This window comes from Fluviicola chungangensis (assembly GCF_007558725.1).
Lineage (GTDB): Bacteria > Bacteroidota > Bacteroidia > Flavobacteriales_D > Crocinitomicaceae > Fluviicola > Fluviicola chungangensis.
Genome location: NZ_VLPL01000004.1, coordinates 184,075 through 207,429 on the forward strand (window position 1 = coordinate 184,075; position 23,355 = coordinate 207,429).

Here is a 23,355-nt window from a genome sequence, read left to right on the forward strand (position 1 = left end):
TTAGCGGTTCCTCAATTTACAAAATATTTAACCAACTACAGTTGACATTTCAAAATTTGTCAGAGAGATAAAGCGTGCTATTCTGGCTTCGATCTCATCGTGTGTAATTTCCAATAAACGTTGTGTTCCGAATTTTTCAACACAGAAAGATGCCAATGCAGAACCTGCAATAATCGCACGTTTCATGTTTTCGAAAGAAGCATCATCCGTTGATGCAATGTAACCGATAAACCCACCGGCAAAAGTATCTCCTGCCCCAGTCGGATCAAATACATCTTCCAATGGTAAAGCCGGCGCGAAAAACACCTGCTCGTCCTGGAACAACAATGCTCCGTGCTCCCCTTTTTTAATGATCAGCGTCTTCGGTCCCATTGCACGGATCACACGACTCGCCTTTAATAAGGAATATTCTCCGGACAATTGGCGCGCTTCTTCGTCGTTAATGATCAACACATCAATTAACTTCAGTGTTTCTTTCAAATCTTCCAATGCGATATCCATCCAGAAATTCATCGTATCCATTGCAATCAGCTTCGGTCTCTTGGTCAACCGCTCAATCACCTGGCGTTGTACCTGCGGACTTAAATTTCCAAGCATCAAATATTCTGCTCCCTGGTATGAATCAGGAATGATGGGATCAAAATCACCCAATACGTTCAATTCGGTTACCAGGGTGTCTCTTGAATTCATATCGTTGTGGTAACGACCTGACCAAAAGAAGGTTTTTTCACCTTGTTTGATTTGAAGTCCTTCCAATGCAACACCTTTCGAACGAAGCATGTCCAATGTTTCCTGTGGGAAATCATCACCAACTACCGAAACGATACGTTGATCCTTTATAAAGTTTGAAGCAGACAATGCAATAAAGGTTCCGGCACCACCTACAATCTTATCTGTTTTTCCGAATGGTGTTTCAATTGCATCAAATGCCACACTACCAACTGTCAATAGACTCATTTTCTTAATTTATTTGGGCAAATGTACGCAATTATTTAGGTATAAACAGCTTGGAATTCATTAACTATTTACATGTATTCCATGCGTCAGGCAGTTACCTGTTTTAAATTTCATAACTATGAGATTTAATTTCGTTTTTATTTTAACACTTTTTTATCTCGACCCTTTTCGGTACGTTTATTGTTTAGTTGTTCTCGAATTAAACCAACTGTTATGAAAAAACATGTTACATTCTTTGGATTATTCGCTCTATTGACTCTTGGAACAGCAAGTGCTCAGGAAAAAGCAACCTTCGGAACAGATTTCCAACCAATCAGAAAGGATTTGGTTGCTTGGGATGCCGTTCGCGGTGAGTGGCTAGCTCAGTCGATGGAAGCCATGGCGAATAAAAGACCTACTCCGGATCGCAATTTTCCGGAAGAATACACCCCCGCAGAAATGTTTAGTGCGATGCCAAGCACAACTCAAGACAAAGTCCGGTCGCATATCCGGCGATCGAGTACCACAAGCGACAGCTTATCCCGTGCACAGTGGTCACGGCTGAACAGTTTCACCAACAGAACACCCGACTGTAAACCTGTAATGGGAAGAACCTATGGTGATCCGCATTTGAAATCATTTGACGGCGCCACCTATTCCTTCCAGACAGTGGGCGAATTTACCCTGGTAAAATCCGGCAGCGGAAATGTCAACGTCCAGGTTCGCCAGCGCAATCAATCCGATGATTTTTCATTGAATACAGCCGTAGCGATGAATGTGGGAGGAGACCGCGTTTGTTTTTATGCCAATGAAAAACCAGACGGAAACACCTCAACACCGCTTCGCATTGACGGAGAGCCTGTCTACATCGAAGGACAGAATTATTACCTGGAGCATGGCGGAACCATTTCTCCATCGGGAAGAAACAATTATACCATTACCTGGCCGACAGGAGAAAAAGTAAAATTGGACGGTTCACAGACCGGCGGAATGGGATTCTATAACATTGCCGTGGAAATTTATCCGTGTACCGATACTTATGACGGAATCCTTGGAAATGCAAATGGCAGAACTTCAGACGATTTCGATGTACGCAACAGCATGGGAGGAATCGCTTCTTCCAACTGGAACATGGGAGTTTTCGGTTCAACCAACCAGCGAGACCAACTATTGGAAAAGGAATATCTTGCATTCCTGGCAAAAGATTTCGCAAGACAGTACCGCATCACTCCTCAAGAATCCTTATTTGATTACGGATTTAACCAAAGTACCTTTGCGTTTACAGACGAATCGTTCCCGCGGGTACACAGAACACTGGGTGACCTAAATGATTCCGATTTCAGAAGAGCCCAAAGAGAATGCGAACGAAGAGGATTTACAGGAAGCGATTTGAGCGCTTGTATTTACGACAATGGTTTCCTGCGCATTGAGCCGACACCAAAACCAAACATTCCGGACCGAACGGTCGGAAGACAGTTGGATCCGGTAAGAACTCCTACCCCCAATGTAAATCCGGGACAAAAACCTTACCGAGAGCGTTATCCGGAACCAAGAGTAGAAGGAACTCCCGGAGGGAACAACGGAACAGCAGTTCCACGTACAGGAAACACATCCACAGGAACGCCTGTCAGTTCTTCAGACAAACCGGTGATCACGGAACGTGAAAAACCGGCTCCGCAAAACCCGGAAAATGTCGGCAACAGCAGTACAAGAACCGTATCCAAGGAAACACCGGCCAGCAAGCCTGTCGAAACAAGCACTCCACGTGTTTATTCGAGCTCCGGGACCTCAAGCGAACCGGTGAAACCTGTTAAAACTCCGGAACCGGAAGTAGTACGACCGGTTTACAACAAACCGGTTTACACAGAACCTGTAAGAACAGAGCCTGTGAGAACACAGCCAATCAAAACAGAACCTGTGAGAACGGAACCAAAATATACACCTCCACCAAGCAGCAACCCAGTGTCAACACCGGTACAGCGTCCGGCGAGTACCCCGGTTTCGACACCGAGTTCACGACCATCAACACCAATCACCTCCCCTGGAAGAAGAGGAGGATAATAAGAACGAGGAGTCCGGCGCAGCGGGCTCCTTTTTTTGTTCTAACAGTTAGCATGTTAGCTAACTTACTTACAAGTAAAAGTCAGATACCCAATCATGAGCAAGTTAGTAAACTTGCTAACACCCCTTTATTTCATCAACTGAATACTCGTTTAATAAACAAAACCGGCATCTCGCGATCATCTTATTACTCTATTTTCCCAAAAAACTGAAACAAATTAAAAATCAAACGTTAATTACTATTTGAACACCAACCGTTTTGACCGTTGGTTTCGACGTAAATTTGATTTATGAAGTGGAAGAAGTGGCTGGTGAAATCTGTGAAGTGGTTCTTTGGGATCCTTATCTCCCTTATTCTGCTCATTAGTTTGCTGCTTTATGTCTTCAAAGATGATATTATTGACTATGCCATTTCTGAAATCAACAAAACACTCAAAACTGAGGTGCATGTAGATGAGATTGATGTGACTTTCTGGGCAACTTTCCCCAACCTAAGCCTCGACTTCAATCATGTCTTCATCCAGGACGCCTTTTCTTACGCTACGAAAAAAGACACCTTGCTGTACACCGAACAAGTCCGGTTGAAATTCAGCCCGATGGATATCTGGAACGAAAAATACAACGTGAAGAAAATCGATATCAAACCCGGAACCCTGAAATTGAAAGTCGATAAAAAAGGTGCTGTAAATTACGATATTTTCAGAGAATCCGCTTCGGAGGAAAGAACAAATTTTCAGCTCACGTTAGAGTCTATACATGCAACCGGAATCCAATTCTCTTATTCGAACAGGATCAACGAGAATAGCTATAAAACGCGTGTTCAGGATATTCATCTGGTTGGGAATTTCACCCAGGACCAATTCGATATCGCAACAAAAGCTGATTTTTACATTCAGCGGATCCAAAACGGGTTAGTTCCTTTCATCATCAATCAGCAGGCTTCTACGGATGTTTTCATTCACATCGATCAAATTTCCGAAACCTTCGCAATCAACCGGGGGAAATTATTGCTTTCGGGAATTCCGTTTGATTTCGACGTAAAAGCAGATACTAACGAAGTCAAACTAAAAATCGATGCCGATAAAATCCCACTTGCGGAATTGGCAAATAAACTGGCTGTAAAAGAAGTGAAAACCGTAACGGAACTAAAAGGTTCCGGAACAGGGACTTTTCACCTTGAGTTCCAAAATAAATTGGCAAAAGACTCCTACCCGAAAGTCAATTGTACATTTTCCATAGACAACGGGAGACTGACCGAGCCAACGAAAGGCCTTACCCTTCGTAATATTGACTTGAAAGGATATTACTCCACATTAAAAGGAAAAGACAAAGAAGAACTTACAATCAAAAACGTCTCCTTCCAAACGATCAGCGGTCCGTTTTCAGGAAACCTGGCTATTCACAGATTCTCCAAACCCAATTACCGTGGCTCTGCCAAAGGTTCTTTAGACCTCGAGGTCATCCATGCCTTGTTCAAAATCCCGAAGATCGAAGAACTTTCGGGCAGGGTAAAAGTCAATACGAATTTCTACCTGGAAACCGTAATCGAAAATGAACAGCCATTTATTGAAATTGTAGATGGGAACGGAACTGCGCTCATGGATGATGTCGATTTCAGTCTTCAAAACGATTCGCGAAAATTCTACGACATGTTCGGAAACCTGATCCTGAACCGCAGTGATGCTATTTTGGAGGGACTGAAGGTGCGTCTGGGAGAATCCGATATGGAATTGAACGGAAGTTTTAATTACATAGACCTGTTCCTTCAGGATAAACACACCCTGGATGTTGCGGTAATTGCCGAGAGTAAAAAAATCAACCTGAAGGATTTCACCAATACCATTGCGGGAGATCCCAAAACAACTTCAACGAACCGCGAATGGATGCTACCGACCATGATCAATGGAAATGTACTATTGAATGTCGACGCGATTCACATGGATCATCATACTTTTTCCCAGGTTAACGGAGAAATGACTGTTGGAAACAGGAGCATTTCCATTCAAAAACTCCATGGAATCACGGCAAATGCAACTGTACGCGGGACGCTTGCCGTGGTGGAATCATCCCCCGAATACTTCCAGTTGGCGACCAGTTTAAGTTCAAAGGACATTTATTTTAAACCGATCTTCCGGGAATGGAACAATTTTGACCAGGAAGTCATTAAGGAAGACAATATCAGCGGTCGTGCAGAAGCTATCCTGGACCTGAAAGCACCGTTCGACTTAAGTTACGGCATCCTGAAGGATGAACTGGAAGCACAGATCCAACTAAAAATCATTGGTGGACAATTGAAAAACGTCAGTACATTTTCCGCACTCACGAAAGACCTGAAAACAACCAAAACGAAAATGATCCTGAAAGCCAGGGAAATCGATGCGCTTGGAGATAAGTTGAATAACATTCAGTTCGAAACACTCGAAAACACTCTTTTCATTAAGAAGAGTATGATCATTATTCCAAAAATGGAAATCAAATCCAATGCGCTGAATATCACTGTTGACGGGAAACACAAATTCAACAACGACATTGACTACAAATTCGCATTCCGTTTCCGCGAATTGAAGGAGAAAAAAGACGAATCCGAATTCGGAATTGTTGAAGACGACGGGACCGGGATCAAAATCTTCGTCCGTATGTATGGAAACCTGGGAAATCCGATTATCGAATGGGATAAATCCTCGCGGAAGGAAGAAGCTAAACAAAACCGGGAAGAGGCAAAACAGGAGGCCATTTCTATCCTGAAAACAGAACTGGGTTTATTCAAAAAGGACACCACCATCAAAAAATACCAACCTCCGAAAAAAGAATATGAAGTCTTGAAAATCGAATTCGGTAAGGAAGAAGAAGTGGATCCTTACGAGGAAAAGAAGAAGATTGAAAAAGAGAAAAAAGGGCTCAAAAAATTCGGTGAAAAGCTGAAAGAAAAAGGAAAACAGGAAGAAAAAGAAGAGTTTACGGTGGAATAATCCATTATTTATTCCTTTCTGTTTGCCCTGTCTCTGCCATTGTAAAGCCACTTCAGCACGCAATTCATAATTGTTTTTATGGATTTTTGAACCCAAACGCATCTTAGGTGTAACTAGTAATAATTCTAAACTGCATGTTATGAGATTCGTTACCATTCTTTGCATCCTTTTACTTGGAACCGGCGCTGCTTTTTCCCAATCCATTTCCGGGAATATGAATTCAGAAGCACACAGTGAAGCGCTCCGATACGGAAATGTAGATATCTATAAAGGTGATAAATTAGTCGCTTCCGTTTTGACCGACAAACTGGGAAATTTTGCTGTCGCACTCGACACCGGAACCTACGTTTGTGTGATGAACTATGCCGGCTACAGCCCAATCAGGAAAGAAATCAAAGTCACAGGAGACGAGGTGGCCAATTTCAAAATGAAAGAAGATCCAAGTGCACCAAAACGCATTGTGCGGGCTGAAGCGGGTGATGTCGATCTGCGTGATGAAATGCGCAGCATCGAAGAAGTTGCAATTGTAAGCTCCAAAAGCGAAAGGAAGTCTTTATCTTATAAAGCCGCAAAATGTGATGCCTACAGCAGTTCTCCCATAAGAACCCGGACAGAAGGCACTGTAATGGCTTTACCGCCCGGAGGAAAAACCGGGGAACTTTACAACGGAACAGCCGGTTCAAAACAATTAACAGCCGGAGAAATCAACGACTTCTCCAAATGGAAGCTGTGGCAAGACCTCTCCAAAGGAGAATTGGCAAGCTACCAAAAAACCTGGGAAATTGCTCCTTCAGGAAGATATACCGTCATGCTGCAATCTGAAAGCGGGATCCCGGTCGTAGATGCGATCGTACAGTTGCTCCTGAACCGCGATGTGGTCTTTACCACACGTACAGACAATACCGGGAAAGCGGAATGCTGGCTGACCATCAAAAATGAAACCCCTTCCATAAACGGAAAATTGTCTATTCAAATCTCTTATAACGGAAAGGTAACAACAATCCATAAAGTCAGTGCTTTTGAGAACGGATTAAATCACCAGAAACTAAATATTTCGTGCCAGGAAACAGAAAATGTAGACGTGGCCTTCGTGGTCGATGCAACAGGATCTATGGGCGATGAAATCAGCTTCCTTCAGGCAGAAATGAGTGATATCATTTTCCAATCAAAACAAATTAGTAACACATTGAATTTCCGGTTTGCGAATGTCTATTACCGGGATGCCGGAGATTCATATGTTACCAAAACCATGAATTTTAATCGCATTTTGTCCGAATCGGATGCGTTTATCAACGAGCAGTCAGCCGGAGGAGGAGGCGATTTTCCAGAAGCCATGGACATTGGATTGGATTCCGCCATCAATAACCTGAGCTGGAGTGAAAGCGCACGTGCACGCATCTTGTTCCTGATCCTCGACGCACCGCCTCACCAGGGTGCTGCGGTAAACCAGCGATTGCAGCGATTAATGCTTCAGGCAGCTGAAAAAGGAATCCGCATTGTTCCTATCGGGGCGAGCGGAATTGACAAAAGCACCGAATACCTGATGCGCGCTTTGGCTTTGGGAACCAACGGAACGTATACTTTCCTGACCGATCACAGCGGAATCGGGAACAGCCACATCAAACCTTCGACAGACAGTTATGAAGTAGAAACCCTGAATGCGATCCTGGTCCGCATCCTGAAAAGCTATACGTATATGCCCGATTGCCAGCAAAACATCCCAGACCTGTCTCTGAACATTCCGGATTCCATTGTTTCGACCATTCAGCCGGCTGACTCAACCGACACCAACGCCGTGAAACCCGATCCAAAAGCTCTGAATATTACCTGGAGTTATTATCCGAATCCCACCAACGGCATCGTTCATATCCTTCCGAATACCGATATCAAGGAATTATACGTGGCAGACTTAAGCGGAAAAGTACTCCAGGTGCTGCCGAAATTGAAAAAAGACGAACGCATCCAGGTAGATCTTTCCGGGTATGCAACCGGTATCTACCTCATCCGTTACCTGGATGAAAACAACCGGTGGCTGAGCGGGAAGGTGGTGTTGCAACGAACCAGTTAATACAATTGATAATGGAAACTGTTAAAATTGAATAGATTTTACGATTCTTTTAGGGAAGGTAAAATATTCTCTTTCAGAAGACAATTCAAATCTTTTCAATTATCCATTGTCAATTCAAGATATATCCGTTACCAAAAGGTTCAAAGAATTCCAGCCACCGGAATATCTTTGAACCTTTTGAGTTTTTGCACGAACTTTTCAATTTTACCTTTTCAATTTTCAATTCCAATGTAACTTTTTTCATTTTTGTCAAACATACCCTTGTACCCAATATGTGATCAACAGGAATGAAAGACAAACAAGACGCATTTCTTAAACTCTATGAACCGGTTCATGAACGGTTTGAACGCTTCTGCAGAGCGCGGGTTTACAATGAAATGGATTATAGGGATTTGATGAATGACAGCCTGTTGGTTGCCTATGAAAAATTCGATTCCCTGAGATCAAACGAAGCCTTTCTTTCCTTTTTGTTCAGTATCTGTGTACGTGTTTTAGGGAATTATCACCAAAAGAAGCGGGAAAACCGAATTCCGGAAGGAAGTATGCACCTCGAAATTCGCGACAGGAATGCCAATCCGCAAACCCGGGCAGATATTCATTATTTGTATAAAGCATTGGCTCAATTGTCGGAAGACCAGCGGGAAAGTATCATCCTTTTTGAAATTTCGGGATTCAGTATCCGGGAGATTACCGTCATTCAAAATGCCTCCGAATCAGCTGTGAAACAGCGCCTGAAACGGGGACGTGAAAAATTGATGGAAATACTCACTTATGAGGCTTCTTTAAAAACAGTATCAAGTCATGGATAAGCAACAACAATTGGATCAGCTCTTCGCATCGGCGAAACACGATCCCGTGATACAGTCATTTGAACAAACCAGGGACCGGTTTCTTTCTTCCGTGAATCATACTAAGGTGAATAAATCCAAAACACCTCAAGTAATCACCAAAAAATGGATTCTCATGTTAACAACCGTAAGTATTATCAGCCTTTCTCTTTTTTTGTTCTTGCATAAGGGAGAACTCAATAAAGCGCCCCAACCAACAAAAAAAACAAGGGTGGATCGTACGATCACTCAAAAAAAAACCATTCCTGATCAACCAACCTCCAAAACCAAAACTCAGCAGCCAACTCATCAAGTGCCCACAATTTTCCTGGCAACCATGCAGGAAACAGCTACGGAAATTCCATTTACTCCCGAAAAAAATACTATCCAGGGAAGAAACGGGGATCCGAATAACCTCCGGACAACTTCCGTCAGACCCATGGACGAAATTCCATATCAGTTCCCCAAGCTGACGGAAGAAGAGATTGCGATCACCAAAAAGAAGAAAAAAGCCATGCTGAAAGCTTTGGTGAAGCACGATAAAGATTCCTACGTCTACATTCCAAGCGGTACCTTTGATTACAATGGAAAACAGGTTTCCGTTCAGGCATTCTATATTGGGATTGGTGAAGTGACCAATTTCGAGTACCGCACCTTCCTGTTTGATTTATTGATTCAAGACCGGAAAGACGAATTCCTGAAAGCAAAGCCAGATCAATCAGCATGGAGCAAAGAATTCAAGAACGGCAGCAATACCTACATGGAATATTACTTCTCACACAAAGCTTACAACGACTTCCCGGTTGTGAACGTTTCTCGCGAAGGGGCTGAATTGTACTGCAAGTGGCTTTCTCAGGAAGTGAGAAAGTATGTTGGAGATGAAAAAGAAGCCCAATACAACGACATACGTCTGCCTTTGCGTGTGGAATGGGTCAAGGCGGCCAGCAATGAAGGAAAACAGCTTCCTTATCCTTGGAACGGCCAATACCGAAGAAATTCAGATGGAATGTATCAGGCAAACTTCACGCATGACATTGTGAAAGATCAAGTTGATACGACGGGATTCTCAAAAATCAATTACGACAACTCTGATTTAACAGCCCCTTCCAAATCATTCTGGCCGAATGCATTGGGCTTGTATAACATGGCGGGGAATGTTGCTGAAATGGTTTACGAAGATCAGAATAAAACTGAATCTGGTACAGCCGGAGGTTCCTGGAGAAGCGATGGTGATGAAATCAAGATCTATGCTCCCGATCCGTACAAAGGTGTTACCGAAGGAAAACCAACCATTGGTTTCCGGGTAGTGAGCACTTATTTGGCAGTTCCAAAATAATAGCTCAAACTAATTCCTCCCCAGCGATGATTTGCTGCACCTTCAAATAACTTCGATTGAAAATGCATGTAAGCCGCACAGGAAAAGTGCTTATACAGCACCTTCAACCCAAGCTCCTGTTCAGAAACCAGGCGAGTGATCTCTTTGCTTGCAATGCGTGCCTCGTCCGGTTTTGTAAAAAGCCCCCCTTGCAATGTTCCGTCGTAAGCAACTGCACGAGCCTCCTGATTGTAATACAGCAAAAATTGCTTTTGACCGGTAATGTAGCCCAGTTTTAAGCTTCCCGATACACGGGTTTCATTGGTTAAACTACCGAGCGTTATAACGCTTCCGATCTCTGCTCTCACCCATTTTGTCTTTGCAAACCACGTTTTCATTATCCCAAAACCGAGGTTGAAGATCAATCCGTTGTGGAGCTGATGCTGCCAGCCAAGCGGTTTCGTGTTGTGTGTCCAGCGATGGATGGCTGTTTGGGTTTCTTTTCCAAAAGCGGGTTTTCCAAGCCACCCGGTGTTCAGACTCCAGCTCAACGTATAATTCTTCGATCTGCTCTGCGAACTGAATCTAGCAGTATATCCATACGTCGCTGCATACGGCCGATCTCCCGGCAATAACGAATCAGAAGTAATGCTCGACGGAGTGTAGACTTTTTGTGCAACTCCGGTCTGCAGGCCTCGCTGAATATCCGGAACCCGGAAAAAGAAACGGTTCAGCCAGTTCAGATCGATATCCGAATGATCGTATTGCAGGAAAATTCCTTGTGAATAGTAGCGATCAGTTCCTGTAAAGAGATCATTTTCATAGCGGACTGTATAAGCCTCCTTGTACAGCAAACTGTCCTGGCCCAGCGTTCCAAAATGCAAAATCCCGATCAACCCAATCAACAGTATGCGCATGATACCAAATACGTCACTTTCCCGGTATTGGATTTATTTATTGAGATTATCCCACAGCATGTAACCTACCGTAATCCCTCCCCACATGTGGTTTAAAGCATATTTAAACAATCTGGACTGGTAATGGAAATGGGCAGTGGCGTAAAACGGTTTATATCTCAGGTAAATTCCGACCTGCTGTTCCCCAACCAGGCGTTCAATGGATTTTGCGGAAACAGCCGCCATACTAGGTTTAACAAATAAGGCTCCCTGCAGTGTCCCATCGTAGCCAACAACCCGTAATTCCGGGGTGTAATAGAGGTAAAACTGCCTGCGGTTGCCAATGTATCCCCATTTCAGTCTGCCGAAGACCTGCATGTCAATCGTTAAATTCCTGATTGTTACCAAGTCGCCAAGCTCTATCCGGAGCCACCTGCTTCGCGTGAAGAACAACTTTGTGTAACCTGCATTCAAATCTAATATGAATCCGGTATTTAACTGGTATTCCCAACCTTTTGGTTTCGGGCTGTTAATCCATTTGTGGACCGTCTTTTGCGTATATTCTCCGAAAGCAGGTTTCCCGATGAATCCCACAAAAACACCCCAGTTCAGTATGTAATTTTTGCTGAGGCTCCGGGAGAAAAACTGGTTACCGTAAGTAATCGTTGCTGCATACGGACGATCGCCTTTCAAAAAGGTGTCGGATTGGATCGTAGAAGGTGTATACCCTTTTTGCTCAATGCCCGATTTCAGTGTGCGTTCTATATCCGGAACACGCAGAAAAAAAGGATTAAGCCACTTCATATTTAAGTTGTGGTGTTCGTATTGTAAAAAAATTCCCTGCGAATAATACCTGTCCCTTGCTGTAAAAATATCATTCTCCCAGGTCAGATGAAAGGATTGATACGCATATAACGAATCCGCTTTTTGCGAGAAACAACAAAAAGGAAACAATAAGATCAAAACACCTATTCGTACTTCCATATAAATAGCAGTTAATACTATTTGAAGCAGTTTTTCCTTCTATGATGCAAATCCGAGTACGATTAAAGATACAGACTTAAGCTGTGCGGAGCAATCTGTTATGGATTTTTAAGAAATGACATTCTCTCGACTGGTTCGTGTTTATTATGGACTTTTAAACAAAGTAAAATTGAACGTTTAAACAAAATGTCCCTTCAGCTTTCTTCGGAACTTTGTGCTATCAAATGATACAAAATGATACATTCAGAAAACACAAACAAACTGGTATTGGTTACGGGCGGAAGCGGATTCGTTGGATCACATTGCATTTTACAATTATTGGAAAAAGGATATTCGGTTCGAACGACTGTTCGCTCATTGAGTAAAAAAAATCAGGTAATCAAACTCCTGGAAAATGGCGGAATTACCTCTTTCGAAAACCTGCAGTTTGTAGAAGCGGATCTAACTTCGGACACCAACTGGGATCACGCGGTCAAAGATTGTGAATACGTACTTCACGTCGCATCCCCTATATTCCTGGCACTCCCCAAAGATGAGAACGAGATGATCCGTCCGGCGATTGAGGGAACCCTGCGGGTATTGCGTGCTGCGCGAAATGCCGGTGTAAAGCGCGTAGTAATGACCTCCAATTTTGGAGCAGTCGGTTACAGTCACACAGATCCGCACATACCGATCACGGAAGAAAGCTGGACAAATCCGAATCAAAAGGGATTGTCTTCTTATAACAAGTCGAAAGTACTGGCTGAACGTGCAGCCTGGAATTTCATGAAAACCGAAGGCCGGGACATGGAGTTAAGTGTCATCAATCCAACAGCTATTTTCGGCCCTTCCCTGGGCCCCGATATTTCCAGCGGATTCGAATTGCTCAAAGCCTTACTTGATGGTTCCATGAAATCGGTACCCAACTTAACCTTCAATATCATTGACGTTCGTGACGTAGCCGATCTGCACCTCCGCGCAATGATCAATCCGAATGCAAAAGGACAACGTTTTTTAGCGCTGGCAGGTGGAAAAATGTCCATGCCTGAAATCGCTGCATTCCTTCGGAAAGAACTACCTGCCGTATCCCAAAAAGTTTCTGTGAAAACACTTCCCGACTGGAAACTGCGTTTGGCAGCCCTCTTCAGTCCCAGAGCAAAAGCCATTGCCTCCATGCTAAGTGCAAGCCGTAACGTCAGCAATGCAAAAGCAAAAGAAGTATTCGAATGGAAACCACGTTCAACCAATGAAGAAGCAATTTTGGCAGCCGTGGAAAGCATGATCCGATATAAATCTATTTAAGCAAATCACATGTGGACAACTAAAAACATCCCCGACCAAAGAGGAAAAACAATGATCGTAACCGGTGCCAATAGCGGGATTGGTTTTGAAACAGCACGCGAACTTTCCCTATCGGGAGCCTATGTCATTCTGGCCTGCAGAAACTTTAAAAATGCACAGGACGCATTGGAACGGATCCGGCAAATCAGTGAAAAAGCAACTGTAGAAGCAAGTGTCCTGGATTTATCGGACCTGTATTCGGTGAAACAATTTGCAAAAACCGTTCTTCAAACACATTCCCGTTTGGATGTTTTGATCAACAATGCCGGTGTGGCAACTCCGCCCGAAACAAAAACAGCTCAGGGCTACGAACTTCAATTCGGAGTCAATTTCCTCGGGCATTTCGCATTAACGGGATATTTGTACCCCTTACTAAGAAAAACCAAAGGCTCAAGGATCGTGACGCTTAGCAGTAACGGATATCAACATGCTTCCATTGACTTCCAGAATTTGAGATCTGAAATCAGTTATGACCCGATGAGAGAATACCGACAAAGCAAGCTGGCAAACCTGATCTTTTCCGTAGAGCTGAATCGCAGGATCGGAATCAAAGGCGACGAAGTGCTCTCCATTGCTACGCAACCCGGAGCCAACAAAACCGAATTAACCCGACATTTAAGCCCGGAAGAGATAGCTGCCGGAGTAGAACGTCTGGGTACATTTATGGAACCGTGGCAAGGTGCTTTATCAACACTATTCGCAGCAGTTTCGGAAGAAGCTGTAAGTGGAAAACTCATCCAGCCACACGAAGACGGATATCGTGGTTATCCTTCACTGGTAAGCATCAAAGAAAATGCACTGGACACTGCAACAGGAAAAAAATTATGGGAACTGGCAGAGGAAATCACCGGAATTCATTTTCCCTGAAAAAGATCGAAAATTAAACAAGTATGCATACATTAGGTAAATCAAACAAGTGAAGGCAACAGACATCAAATCGTGTTATATCGGGCCGGAGATCTCTCCCGAGCAGTTCGTTCCCGAACATTTCTTCCTCTATATCGGAAAAGGATTGATCCATGGTTATGACGGCCACAGGAACTATACCTTACAGTCTGGAGAATATTGCATTGTTCGTCGCAACAAACTGGCACGTTACAACAAAGAACGTGAAAACGGGGAATTTGAAAAGGTTGTTATTGTTTTTGACAAAATCTTTCTCCGGTCTTTCTTTGAAAAACATCCTGTTACTCTTCCGGAATTTACTTCACCCGAAGCATTTGTACTTTTACCCAAGGATCAGCTAATTGATCATTTTATCCAGTCATTGATGCCCTATTACAGCGGCTTCGGGAAAATTGATCCGCAATTTGCCGATCTGAAGCGCGAAGAACTCCTGCTCATCCTGCTGAAGCAAAATCCTCAACTGGCAGCTGCATTATTCAATGACCGGGATGTTCCTGATAAGATCAACCTTGAAGCTTTTATGAACCGGAATTTCAAATTCAACGTCAGCATTGAACGCTTTGCATTTCTCACAGGCCGCAGCATTTCAAGCTTCAAGCGAGATTTTGAAAAAACATTCCACAATACTCCCGGCAAATGGCTCACTCAAAAACGGCTCGAAGAGGCCCATTTCCTGCTCTCGAAGAAAAGTCAAAAGCCGATCGATATTTACCTCGATCTGGGTTTCGAAGATTTGTCACATTTCTCCTACGCCTTCAAAAGGCAATTTGGGATTAACCCTACGGAATTAGTCCAAAAATAATCGAATAGCGAGCCCGTTCGAGCAATCGATTCAAGGTAATTTTTCCTAAAAACCACTCAAAAACGCGATTATTCCGTACCTTCAAACCAGGTAATTTTACGTCCCGTCATTAGGGATTTATCCTCCCGCTGATTCAGCTGATCGCGCAGAAAAAATACAGTCAGAAAAGCAAAAAACTCTGCGACATTCGTGCCATCTGCGGGAAACAAACAACAATTTATTCAAATTCAAACACCATGGAATACCGCATTGAAAAAGATACGATGGGCGAAGTAAAAGTCCCGGCACAAGCTTACTGGGGAGCTCAAACCGAACGGAGCATCGAAAACTTCCGGATTGCCCGGGACATTGATAAAATGCCCAAAGAAATCATTCGTGCATTCGCATACCTCAAGAAAGCTGCTGCTTTAACCAACCTGGATGCAGGAGTTCTTTCCAAAGAAAAATCCGACCTGATCGGTCAGGTAGCAGACGAAATCCTGGACGGAAAACTGGCAGATCAGTTCCCGTTGGTCGTTTGGCAAACCGGAAGTGGTACGCAAAGCAATATGAACGTCAATGAAGTCATTGCTTATCGTGCACATGTTATCAACGGCGGAGCTTTGACAGACAAAGAAAAAGTACTCCATCCGAATGACGATGTAAACAAATCACAATCGTCCAATGACACCTTTCCCACAGCCATGCATATTGCCGCGTATCAAATCCTGGCGGAAACAACGATCCCGGGCATTGAAAAACTGCGTGACACACTCGCCCGGAAAAGCAAGGATTACATGCATGTGGTGAAGATCGGCCGGACACATTTCATGGATGCAACGCCATTAACTCTCGGACAAGAGATCAGCGGATATGTGAGCCAGCTCAACCACGGACTGAAAGCCATCAAAAACACCCTGGCGCACTTAAGTGAATTGGCTTTGGGCGGAACGGCAGTTGGTACCGGGATCAACACTCCACCCGGATATTCCGAAAACGTAGCCAAACACATTGCAAACCTGACCGGTTTACCATTTGTCACGGCAGAAAACAAATTTGAAGCACTGGCAGCACATGACGCAATCGTAGAGGCCCACGGCGCATTGAAAACCGTGGCCGTGAGCCTGATGAAAATCGCCAATGACATTCGCATGTTATCTTCGGGTCCGCGCAGCGGGATCGGCGAAATCCACATTCCGGATAACGAGCCGGGATCATCCATCATGCCGGGAAAAGTAAATCCGACGCAATGTGAAGCCCTGACTATGATCGCAGCACAAGTGATGGGAAACGATGTCACCATCGGCATCGGCGGGTCAAACGGACATTTTGAGCTCAATGTATTCAAACCCGTTATGATTGCCAACTTTCTGCATTCCGCACGACTGATCGGTGAGGGTTGTGTTTCCTTTAACGACAAATGCGCCGTGGGAATCGAACCGATTACGGCAAACATCAAAAAACATGTCGATAACAGCTTGATGCTCGTAACGGCCCTGAATACCAAAATCGGGTATTATAAAGCAGCCGAGATTGCTCAAAAAGCCCATGCCGAAGGAACAACTCTGAAAGAAATGGCGGTGAAACTGGGGTATTTGACGGCTGAAGAGTTTGATCAATGGGTAGTGCCGGAGAATATGGTATAATGAATTCTTAATTGCGAATGCCGAATTACAAATTAGGCAGATTGTCAGGCACGCGATTAATCGCGTGCCTGACAGGTAATATCAACTATTCATTCAAAAATACGGATAGACATCTGTCTATTTGCCCAACGAGGGAAAAGGATTTGTGGTCATTACCAAATCAAAACTCCAACCGATAGCTCAATATCGGGATCAAAGGTGTTTGGTACCAATATTTCACTTCCCCCGTCTTGGCCTCGAAATATTGACCCCCAACATTTTTCCGGTTCGTTGTATTCTGAATATCAAGCGCTACAGTACCGGTAACCCGTTTGTAGTTCCGTTTGAAACTGATGCGAACATCCAATCGGTAATAATCCGGCATTCTCTTGGTAAAGGTTTGAGACGTTGCGAATTTTGTATCACCCGCCGCTATGGATGCATTCAAATCGATAGGCGTATAACGAAACCCTCCCACGTAAATGGATTTAATATTGCATCCGATGGTCCTGCTTTTCGCTTTGTTTTTCAGGTTCCATTCTTTACCGATTGTCAGTGAAGTGGCGAAATTGGTATTGAACCGTGTATCATACCAGGCACCGTCTGCTGCTCTGTATTTGGATTCATATACAGACGCAGAAAGCAAATAATAGAGGTTTTTGAACAGGAAGCGCTCATATGTCAGTTCCACCCCATAGTTTTTTCCAAGTCCGGAATTAATCAAAGATTCGGAAGGGAAACCATCGGTCGCATTCAAGATCGAATATGTGCTGGTCGGATCTTTACTGATCGGAATACCAAACAAATGCTGGTAGTATATTTCCGTTTTGATGTGTTCGTGTTCGTTCAGAACGAAATCATATCCGAACACCAGGTGATGCGCCTTACTCAATTTTAAATTCCGGTTCGGAAGGGTGGTTTCTCCGTTCTCTTTTTTCTCCACAAAATAAACACCGATCGGCTGTAACTGGCTGTGCAAACCGTATCCCAGGGTCAGGTGATGTTTCGGATGAAAATCATACCGGACGGATGCCCGTGGTTCAACCGAGTTGCTGTTGTTCAGGAACAGTTGAAAGTAATGAAGCCCAACATTTGTGGTCAGCTTTTCGGTGATGTGGGCATTCCACTGGAAAAATACCTGTACGGTTTCCGTACCGCCCTTTTCATTGATCTGTTCCAGTAAAACAGTTGTGTCGCCCATATCGCTCTGTTTCAAACGATACCCCAGGTGATTTAAAATAAATCCGGTCCGAAGATTGTTCTTTGCGTTGATCTTTTGCGTATAGGTACTTGAGAGCGTCAGCTTGTTCTGCACAAACCGCTGCTCGTAATCGCGTGTGAGAGAAGAATAATCAAACCCAAGCCGGTCCTGTTTGTACCCGTTTTCAGTACCGGAAAACACCAGCGCTGTTTTTAAGTAGGATTTATTGCGGAACAATTTGGTGTGGGTCGTACCAACTGCTCCGGTATTGCTGTAGAAGTTGGTATTTAACCGGAGAAAGTCGTCCTCCTGCCACCGAAGAGAGTCTTTTTCAGCCGTGGTCGTTTGGTAACTCAATCCCCCGAACCCAAAGAGAGTAAACTTACCCAGCTTCCCTGCCGGAAGGTACACGTTGAATGACAGATCCTGGAAGTTGGTATTCGCATCCCCGATCGGAACTCCGATTTTCCCCAATACGTTCAATGTGGAATAGCGGTAATTGATCAGGTAAGATCCTTCGTATCCTTTTTTGAACGGACCTTCGGTAGCCACATCCATTCCCAGGACACCGAGCTGGAAGGTATACTCCCGTTTTTCATTGTTCCCCTTTCTCAGGCGCAAATCGAAAACACCGGAAAGTGCATTTCCATATTCTGCAGCAAAAGCCCCGGTCGAAAAATCGGAATTACTCAACAACTGCGCACTCAAAATAGAGATCCCGCCACCGGCTGTGCCGACATTCGAGAAATGGTTCGGGTTCGGGATTTCCACTCCTTCCATACGCCATAACAACCCGTTGGGTGAATTTCCGCGAATTGAAATGTGATTGTTCCCGTCTCCTGCAACGACCACTCCTGCAAAAGAAGTTGCCATACGGGCCGGATCGTTGACGGCAGCCGCGAACTTTTGTGTTTCTTCCACCGAAAAGGTTCTCGTGCTTACCGTGGATAGTTCATTCAAGGGTTTGTTCTTATCCGTTTTGGCAGTGATGACCACCTCGTTTATTTTTTTCAGGTCTTCTTCCATTTGAATGGTCAGTACCAATTCCTTCCCGGCGTTGACCGTGACATTCTGCATCACCACCGGTTTGTAGTCGGTTGCTGTGATTTCGATGGTCCGGCTACCTACGGGAACCTGTAACAAGGTAAACTTGCCCTCTTCGTCTGTTACTGCATGGATAACCGAATCCAGTCCGGTGATTTTGATGATCGCACCGGGGATTGATGATTGGGAAATATTGTCGACAACTGTGCCGCGAACCGTTTGTGTTTGGGAGAAACAGGTAGTGACAATAAAGCACAGCAATCCCGATACGAATATTTTCGTTAACGTTTTTTGAAACATCGTTTTGATTTATTGAATCCCGGAGGGCGCGATGCTTCGCGTCCTTCGGGATTGTTGGATGAGTTAAATGTGTATCAGAGATCCTGACCCGCTGATAGAGGTATTGATAACAGGATTTCCTTTATACCGGATATCTCCGCTGCCTGAAATGCTCGCTTTCAGTTGATTTACAGCCCAAAGAGAAATGTTCCCGGAACCACTGATCTTCGCGTCCGAATCAGTTGCTTTAAGATCGTCCATTGTAATATTGCCGGAGCCACTGATGGTTGCCTTTTGGCCGGTTACTGTTCCACCTGAAACAGCGATATTCCCTGAGCCGCTGATGTTAACTTCCAGTTCATCCGTATGAACGGCAGCCAAGGTGATATTTCCCGACCCGCTTACATTTAGTTCCAATCCTGTGGTTACAATATCGAAGAAAGATGCTATGTTCCCGCTTCCGCTCAGGTCCATCGCCCGAAGATCCGGTGAGTGGACGAGGATTGTTATTCCATTGTGTTTGCGGATCCATCTGCGAGAGTCGATTTTCAATTCCCCCGCACTGACTTGAGTTGTAATGACATCCAGCACATTTTGCTGTGCCGAGATCTCAACGAAATAAACCGTGTCCTGCACGTAGTTTACATCACCGTCAATAGACAGGGAAATTTTATTGAACCCGCTCAGGTTCCGGGTTTCAGTAACTGTCTCCCCTTTTCCTTTGATCGAATTAAAGAGATTCTTTTTGCACGATGTGAATGACATTGCCAAGAGCAAAATCGCAGGAAGCATACATTTTAAACTTTTCATACAGACTTTTGTTTTGTTAGTTGCATGTATGACAACTAAGGAGGGGTTTACCCCTATGTGAATGGTGTTTTTTTGAAAATAGTTTCGGTACGCTCTATTGCACTACCTACCGGACAGCGTTTGCGCAGGTGTCACGTCGGGTGGACCGCATGCATATGCGAATCCTTTTACACTAATGGATAAGCGGGACGTATCGAGACGGATACACAAGATTGCGGTTTTTGAATTGATCCTGTCCGGTCTAGCAGACCTTACGTGAAGAAGTTCAAGCAAAGGAATGAAGTGACTAAAAGGAGGAAATAAGAATAAATCCGGCGTGTTCCCTGTTCTTTTTAAGGACAAAAAGAACCAAAAGTCCTTTGTCTCATTCCAAGCCGATCGCTAAAAAGCCCTTTAACCTCGTTTTAGTTCAAAAAGAACGGATTGCGCTACGCTCCATCCAAATGACAAGCACTTTTTGCTAAAACTTACGGCACCTCCTTCACATTACGTCCATAATGGACTATGTTCAGTCTTCGAAAGCCATGCTTTCTCTTTTTCACGCGCTCTTCCGGGAATGAGACCCCTGGATTCTCCTTCGGTTGAAACGGTTTTTTCTTCGGAGCCGGAAATAATCCGGTTTAGTGAATGCTCAAAGTGGGCTCGCGTTCTGCGGATGATTCCTTTTACCCAAACTATTTCGCGTTAAAGTGCCATTCTGGAAGCGAGTAAAGAAAAACAGCATTTCCGTTTTGTTTTTTCAAAAGCCCGCAGGGGTTTCAGATCCTGATCTGGCACTTTTGATTAAAAACAAAGGAAAAACTGTTTTTCGCGAGCGGCTTTGAATGGCACTTGACAAAAGGATGTTTTGCATACTTTTTCAGCCTTGGTAAAAAGTATGAACGAGAGCTGGTATAGTTTTGTCAGGTTGTTCTGATAGTTATCGGAATTTCACTAGGAATGATTCCCTGTTCTTTTTAAGGACAAAAAGAACCAAAAGTCCTTTGTCTCATTCCAAGCCGATCGCTAAAAAGCCCTTTAACCTGGTTTTAGTTCAAAAAGAACGGATTGCGCTACGCTCCATCCAAATGACAAGCACTTTTTGCTAAAACTTACGGCACCTCCTTCACATTACGTCCATAATGGACTATGTTCAGTCTTCGAAAGCCATGCTTTCTCTTTTTTACGCGCTCTTCCGGGAATGAGACCCCTGGATTCTCCTTCGGTTGAAACGGTTTTTTCTTCGGAGCCGGAAATAATCCGGTTTAGCGAATGTTCAAAAGTGGGCTCGCGTTCTGCGGATGATTCCTTTTACCCAAACTATTTCAGCCTTGGTAAAAAGTATGAACGAGAGCTGGTATAGTTTTGTCAGGTCGTTCTGATAGTTATCGGAATTTCGCTAGGAATGATTCCCTGTTCTTTTTAAGGACAAAAAGAACCAAAAGTCCTTTGTCCGATAAATAGATAAGCGGGACGTATCGAGATGGATACACGGCTCCTAGAAAAACCGCAAGGCCAGTTTTGCTCCGATCCACAGCTGGTTGGAGTAATTACCATTCACTGAATGAGACAGGGTTCGCCGGCTGATCTTACTCCAGACCGGGTCCGTTTCCGGCTTGCTTTCACTGCTGTACCAGTTCAAAGTCGGGCCGGCAGCAATACTGAAATTCTTTCCAACACGGTATTCGATCCCCACAAATCCTTTCGTCAGCATGTTGTAGGTATAGTCACTGTTGTTTACATACAGGCTTTGCGTCGTAAGGTCCAGGTCCAAATAGAGTTTTCTTCCCAGGCGGATGGCCGACCCTACACCGTAACCAAGCGTCCACAAAGCCGGCCCCTTATCCAATTGCACACCACCAATGAGGATGTTGTGAAAGGCATCCACCCCCGTCCGGAAACTGAGGGTCGTCAGCAGGTTTTCATCTGCGGCCAACTCCACTTTGTGATAACCGCTTTTTACGATACTTAAAAATCCGACCGGTACTCCTGTAATGGAATCCGCTACATTGATGAATCCAAGTTGGGAACCGGTTACGTGTCCGGCTTTATTGAGCAGACCCGAAAGCTGGAACCCGTCGATCACGTTCCCCACATTCACCAAGCCCGAAAGCTGGATCCCCGAGAGGGTATCACAGGCATTCGCAATTCCGGCAAGCTGGATTCCGGACACCTTTTTCCCTTGGTTATAAATCCCCGCAAGCTGAACTCCGTTGGTGCAGGAACGGTTCAGGTTCGCAATTCCACCAACCTGGATTCCTGTCACTGTATCTCTCACCACATTCGCAATCCCGGCTACCTGGACGTAGTCTACCTTTCCACCGGCGAGGTTAACCAGTCCGGCAACCTGAACGCCATGCACATCTTTGGCAACAGAATTGACCAATCCGGCAAGCTGCACTCCGGATGAAGTTCCTGAAACCAGGTTCATCAGGCCACCGATCTGTGCATATTTTACATTCCCGTAATCTACATTGACCAGACCGCCCAGTTCAAAGACGTCTATTCCTTTGGATGAACCCACCAGCAGGTTGAACGAAAACTTGTTCACCGTATTGACTGACAGCAAGCGATTGGTACTCAGCGGCGGAAACAGGGAAAACGAAACATTTGTGAACAAGGTATCCGAAATGTTTCTCAGGTTTGCCCGGTGTTGCCTGAACCGTTTCCAAAACGGACTGACGAAGGGTGTAGTATCCTGCACCCGGGCTTCATCGGGTTTGACGGAATCGACGGAAAGAGTAAGAGTAACACGCACGGAATCGTCCGTGAGCAAGCTTACCGGTGCCGATTTCGGCTGCAGGTATATGACCAGTGTAGTGTGCTTCCGGGAGAAGATCACTACCGTGGTATCTCTGAAGTTTTCTTTTGCCACGGAAATGGAAAGCACATCGGCAGTTTTGGGGAAGGAGAGATTGAAATAGCCGTATTCGTTGGTCAGGGCGGATTGTTTGCTTTGCCGTAGATAAACACTCGATTCAACGACTTCGGAAGAGTCTTCCGCATTCAGGATGTAGCCGTTGACCACCGCATCGGGCTTGTTTACCTCAGCCTGCTCGGGCTGGGGTTTCGATGCCGGTTTACAATTCAAAATGACGTACTTCCCTTTCAGCTTCCAGCTGCAATTTCCCTGATCAAACAGCGTATTCAGCACTACCCGGAGCGGCTGTTTGTCAAACTTCACACTTATGTGCAGGTTGTCATCGAAACCGGTATACGAGAAAACGACTCCCGTTTGATTGGAAATCTGTTTGAAGAGTTCTTCGTATGTGTAGGTTCCCGAACGGATCGTCACGGTTTTTTCCATATAGGGCGTCTGTGCATTCAGCGAAGAAAACGCCATGCAGCAAAGAA

The 23,355-nt window shown here is 44.6% G+C and carries 15 protein-coding genes; 9 read left to right on the top strand and 6 right to left on the bottom strand.

What is annotated here, in order from left to right; translation table 11 throughout:
- Positions 1-27: 27 nt before the first annotated feature.
- On the bottom strand, positions 28-957 hold the full coding sequence (locus tag FO442_RS09715; RefSeq protein ID WP_144332977.1) for a PfkB family carbohydrate kinase: 930 nt from the start codon (positions 955-957) through the stop codon (positions 28-30).
- 213 nt (positions 958-1,170) lie between these two features.
- On the opposite strand from FO442_RS09715, the gene FO442_RS09720 reads away from it, so the two are divergent.
- From FO442_RS09720 to FO442_RS09740, 5 genes are all read left to right on the top strand, one after another.
- Entirely contained in the window at positions 1,171-2,997 is a 1,827-nt protein-coding gene (locus tag FO442_RS09720) for a VWD domain-containing protein (RefSeq protein ID WP_144332978.1), read from the top strand.
- Positions 2,998-3,287: 290 nt separating this feature from the next.
- On the top strand, positions 3,288-5,966 hold the full coding sequence (locus FO442_RS09725) for an AsmA family protein (RefSeq protein ID WP_144332979.1): 2,679 nt from the start codon (positions 3,288-3,290) through the stop codon (positions 5,964-5,966).
- 139 nt (positions 5,967-6,105) lie between these two features.
- On the top strand, positions 6,106-8,034 hold the full coding sequence (locus tag FO442_RS09730) for a T9SS type A sorting domain-containing protein (RefSeq protein WP_144332980.1): 1,929 nt from the start codon (positions 6,106-6,108) through the stop codon (positions 8,032-8,034).
- A gap of 287 nt (positions 8,035-8,321) precedes the next feature.
- Positions 8,322-8,843: an RNA polymerase sigma factor gene (locus FO442_RS09735; RefSeq protein WP_144332981.1), complete on the top strand. Its 522-nt coding sequence runs from the start codon at positions 8,322-8,324 to the stop codon at positions 8,841-8,843.
- The gene (locus FO442_RS09740) at positions 8,836-10,197 is read left to right on the top strand and encodes a formylglycine-generating enzyme family protein (RefSeq protein ID WP_144332982.1); all 1,362 of its coding nucleotides are present in this window, start codon (positions 8,836-8,838) and stop codon (positions 10,195-10,197) included. The genes FO442_RS09735 and FO442_RS09740 overlap by 8 nt, the downstream gene beginning before the upstream one ends.
- On the opposite strand, the gene FO442_RS09745 is transcribed toward FO442_RS09740, so the two are convergent.
- Both FO442_RS09745 and FO442_RS09750 read right to left on the bottom strand, forming a co-directional pair.
- On the bottom strand, positions 10,176-11,093 hold the full coding sequence (locus FO442_RS09745) for a lipid A deacylase LpxR family protein (RefSeq protein WP_144332983.1): 918 nt from the start codon (positions 11,091-11,093) through the stop codon (positions 10,176-10,178). The genes FO442_RS09740 and FO442_RS09745 overlap by 22 nt on opposite strands.
- 33 nt (positions 11,094-11,126) lie before the next feature.
- Positions 11,127-12,056 carry a lipid A deacylase LpxR family protein gene (locus tag FO442_RS09750; RefSeq protein WP_144332984.1) on the bottom strand — a complete coding sequence of 310 codons (930 nt, stop codon included), beginning with the start codon at positions 12,054-12,056 and terminating at the stop codon, positions 11,127-11,129.
- A 234-nt stretch (positions 12,057-12,290) separates the two neighbouring features.
- Here FO442_RS09750 and FO442_RS09755 point away from each other — a divergent pair, with 234 nt between their 5' ends.
- The 4 genes from FO442_RS09755 to fumC all read left to right on the top strand — a co-directional run bounded on the left by FO442_RS09755 (position 12,291) and on the right by fumC (position 16,709).
- Entirely contained in the window at positions 12,291-13,337 is a 1,047-nt protein-coding gene (locus FO442_RS09755) for an SDR family oxidoreductase (RefSeq protein ID WP_144332985.1), read from the top strand.
- Positions 13,338-13,346: 9 nt separating this feature from the next.
- Positions 13,347-14,243, top strand: coding sequence for an oxidoreductase (locus FO442_RS09760; protein WP_144332986.1), 897 nt, complete (start codon positions 13,347-13,349; stop codon positions 14,241-14,243).
- A 49-nt stretch (positions 14,244-14,292) separates the two neighbouring features.
- Positions 14,293-15,084 (top strand): helix-turn-helix domain-containing protein, encoded by a 792-nt coding sequence (locus FO442_RS09765; protein ID WP_144332987.1) that lies wholly within the window; start codon positions 14,293-14,295, stop codon positions 15,082-15,084.
- Positions 15,085-15,320: 236 nt separating this feature from the next.
- Entirely contained in the window at positions 15,321-16,709 is a 1,389-nt protein-coding gene (gene fumC / locus FO442_RS09770) for a class II fumarate hydratase (protein WP_144332988.1), read from the top strand.
- A gap of 160 nt (positions 16,710-16,869) precedes the next feature.
- On the opposite strand, the gene FO442_RS09775 is transcribed toward fumC, so the two are convergent.
- The 3 genes from FO442_RS09775 to FO442_RS09785 all read right to left on the bottom strand — a co-directional run bounded on the left by FO442_RS09775 (position 16,870) and on the right by FO442_RS09785 (position 23,344).
- On the bottom strand, positions 16,870-19,233 hold the full coding sequence (locus tag FO442_RS09775) for a TonB-dependent receptor (RefSeq protein WP_144332989.1): 2,364 nt from the start codon (positions 19,231-19,233) through the stop codon (positions 16,870-16,872).
- A gap of 63 nt (positions 19,234-19,296) precedes the next feature.
- Positions 19,297-20,022 carry a head GIN domain-containing protein gene (locus FO442_RS09780; protein ID WP_144332990.1) on the bottom strand — a complete coding sequence of 242 codons (726 nt, stop codon included), beginning with the start codon at positions 20,020-20,022 and terminating at the stop codon, positions 19,297-19,299.
- Positions 20,023-21,499: 1,477 nt separating this feature from the next.
- Entirely contained in the window at positions 21,500-23,344 is a 1,845-nt protein-coding gene (locus tag FO442_RS09785; protein WP_186280029.1) for a hypothetical protein, read from the bottom strand.
- Positions 23,345-23,355: the final 11 nt, after the last annotated feature.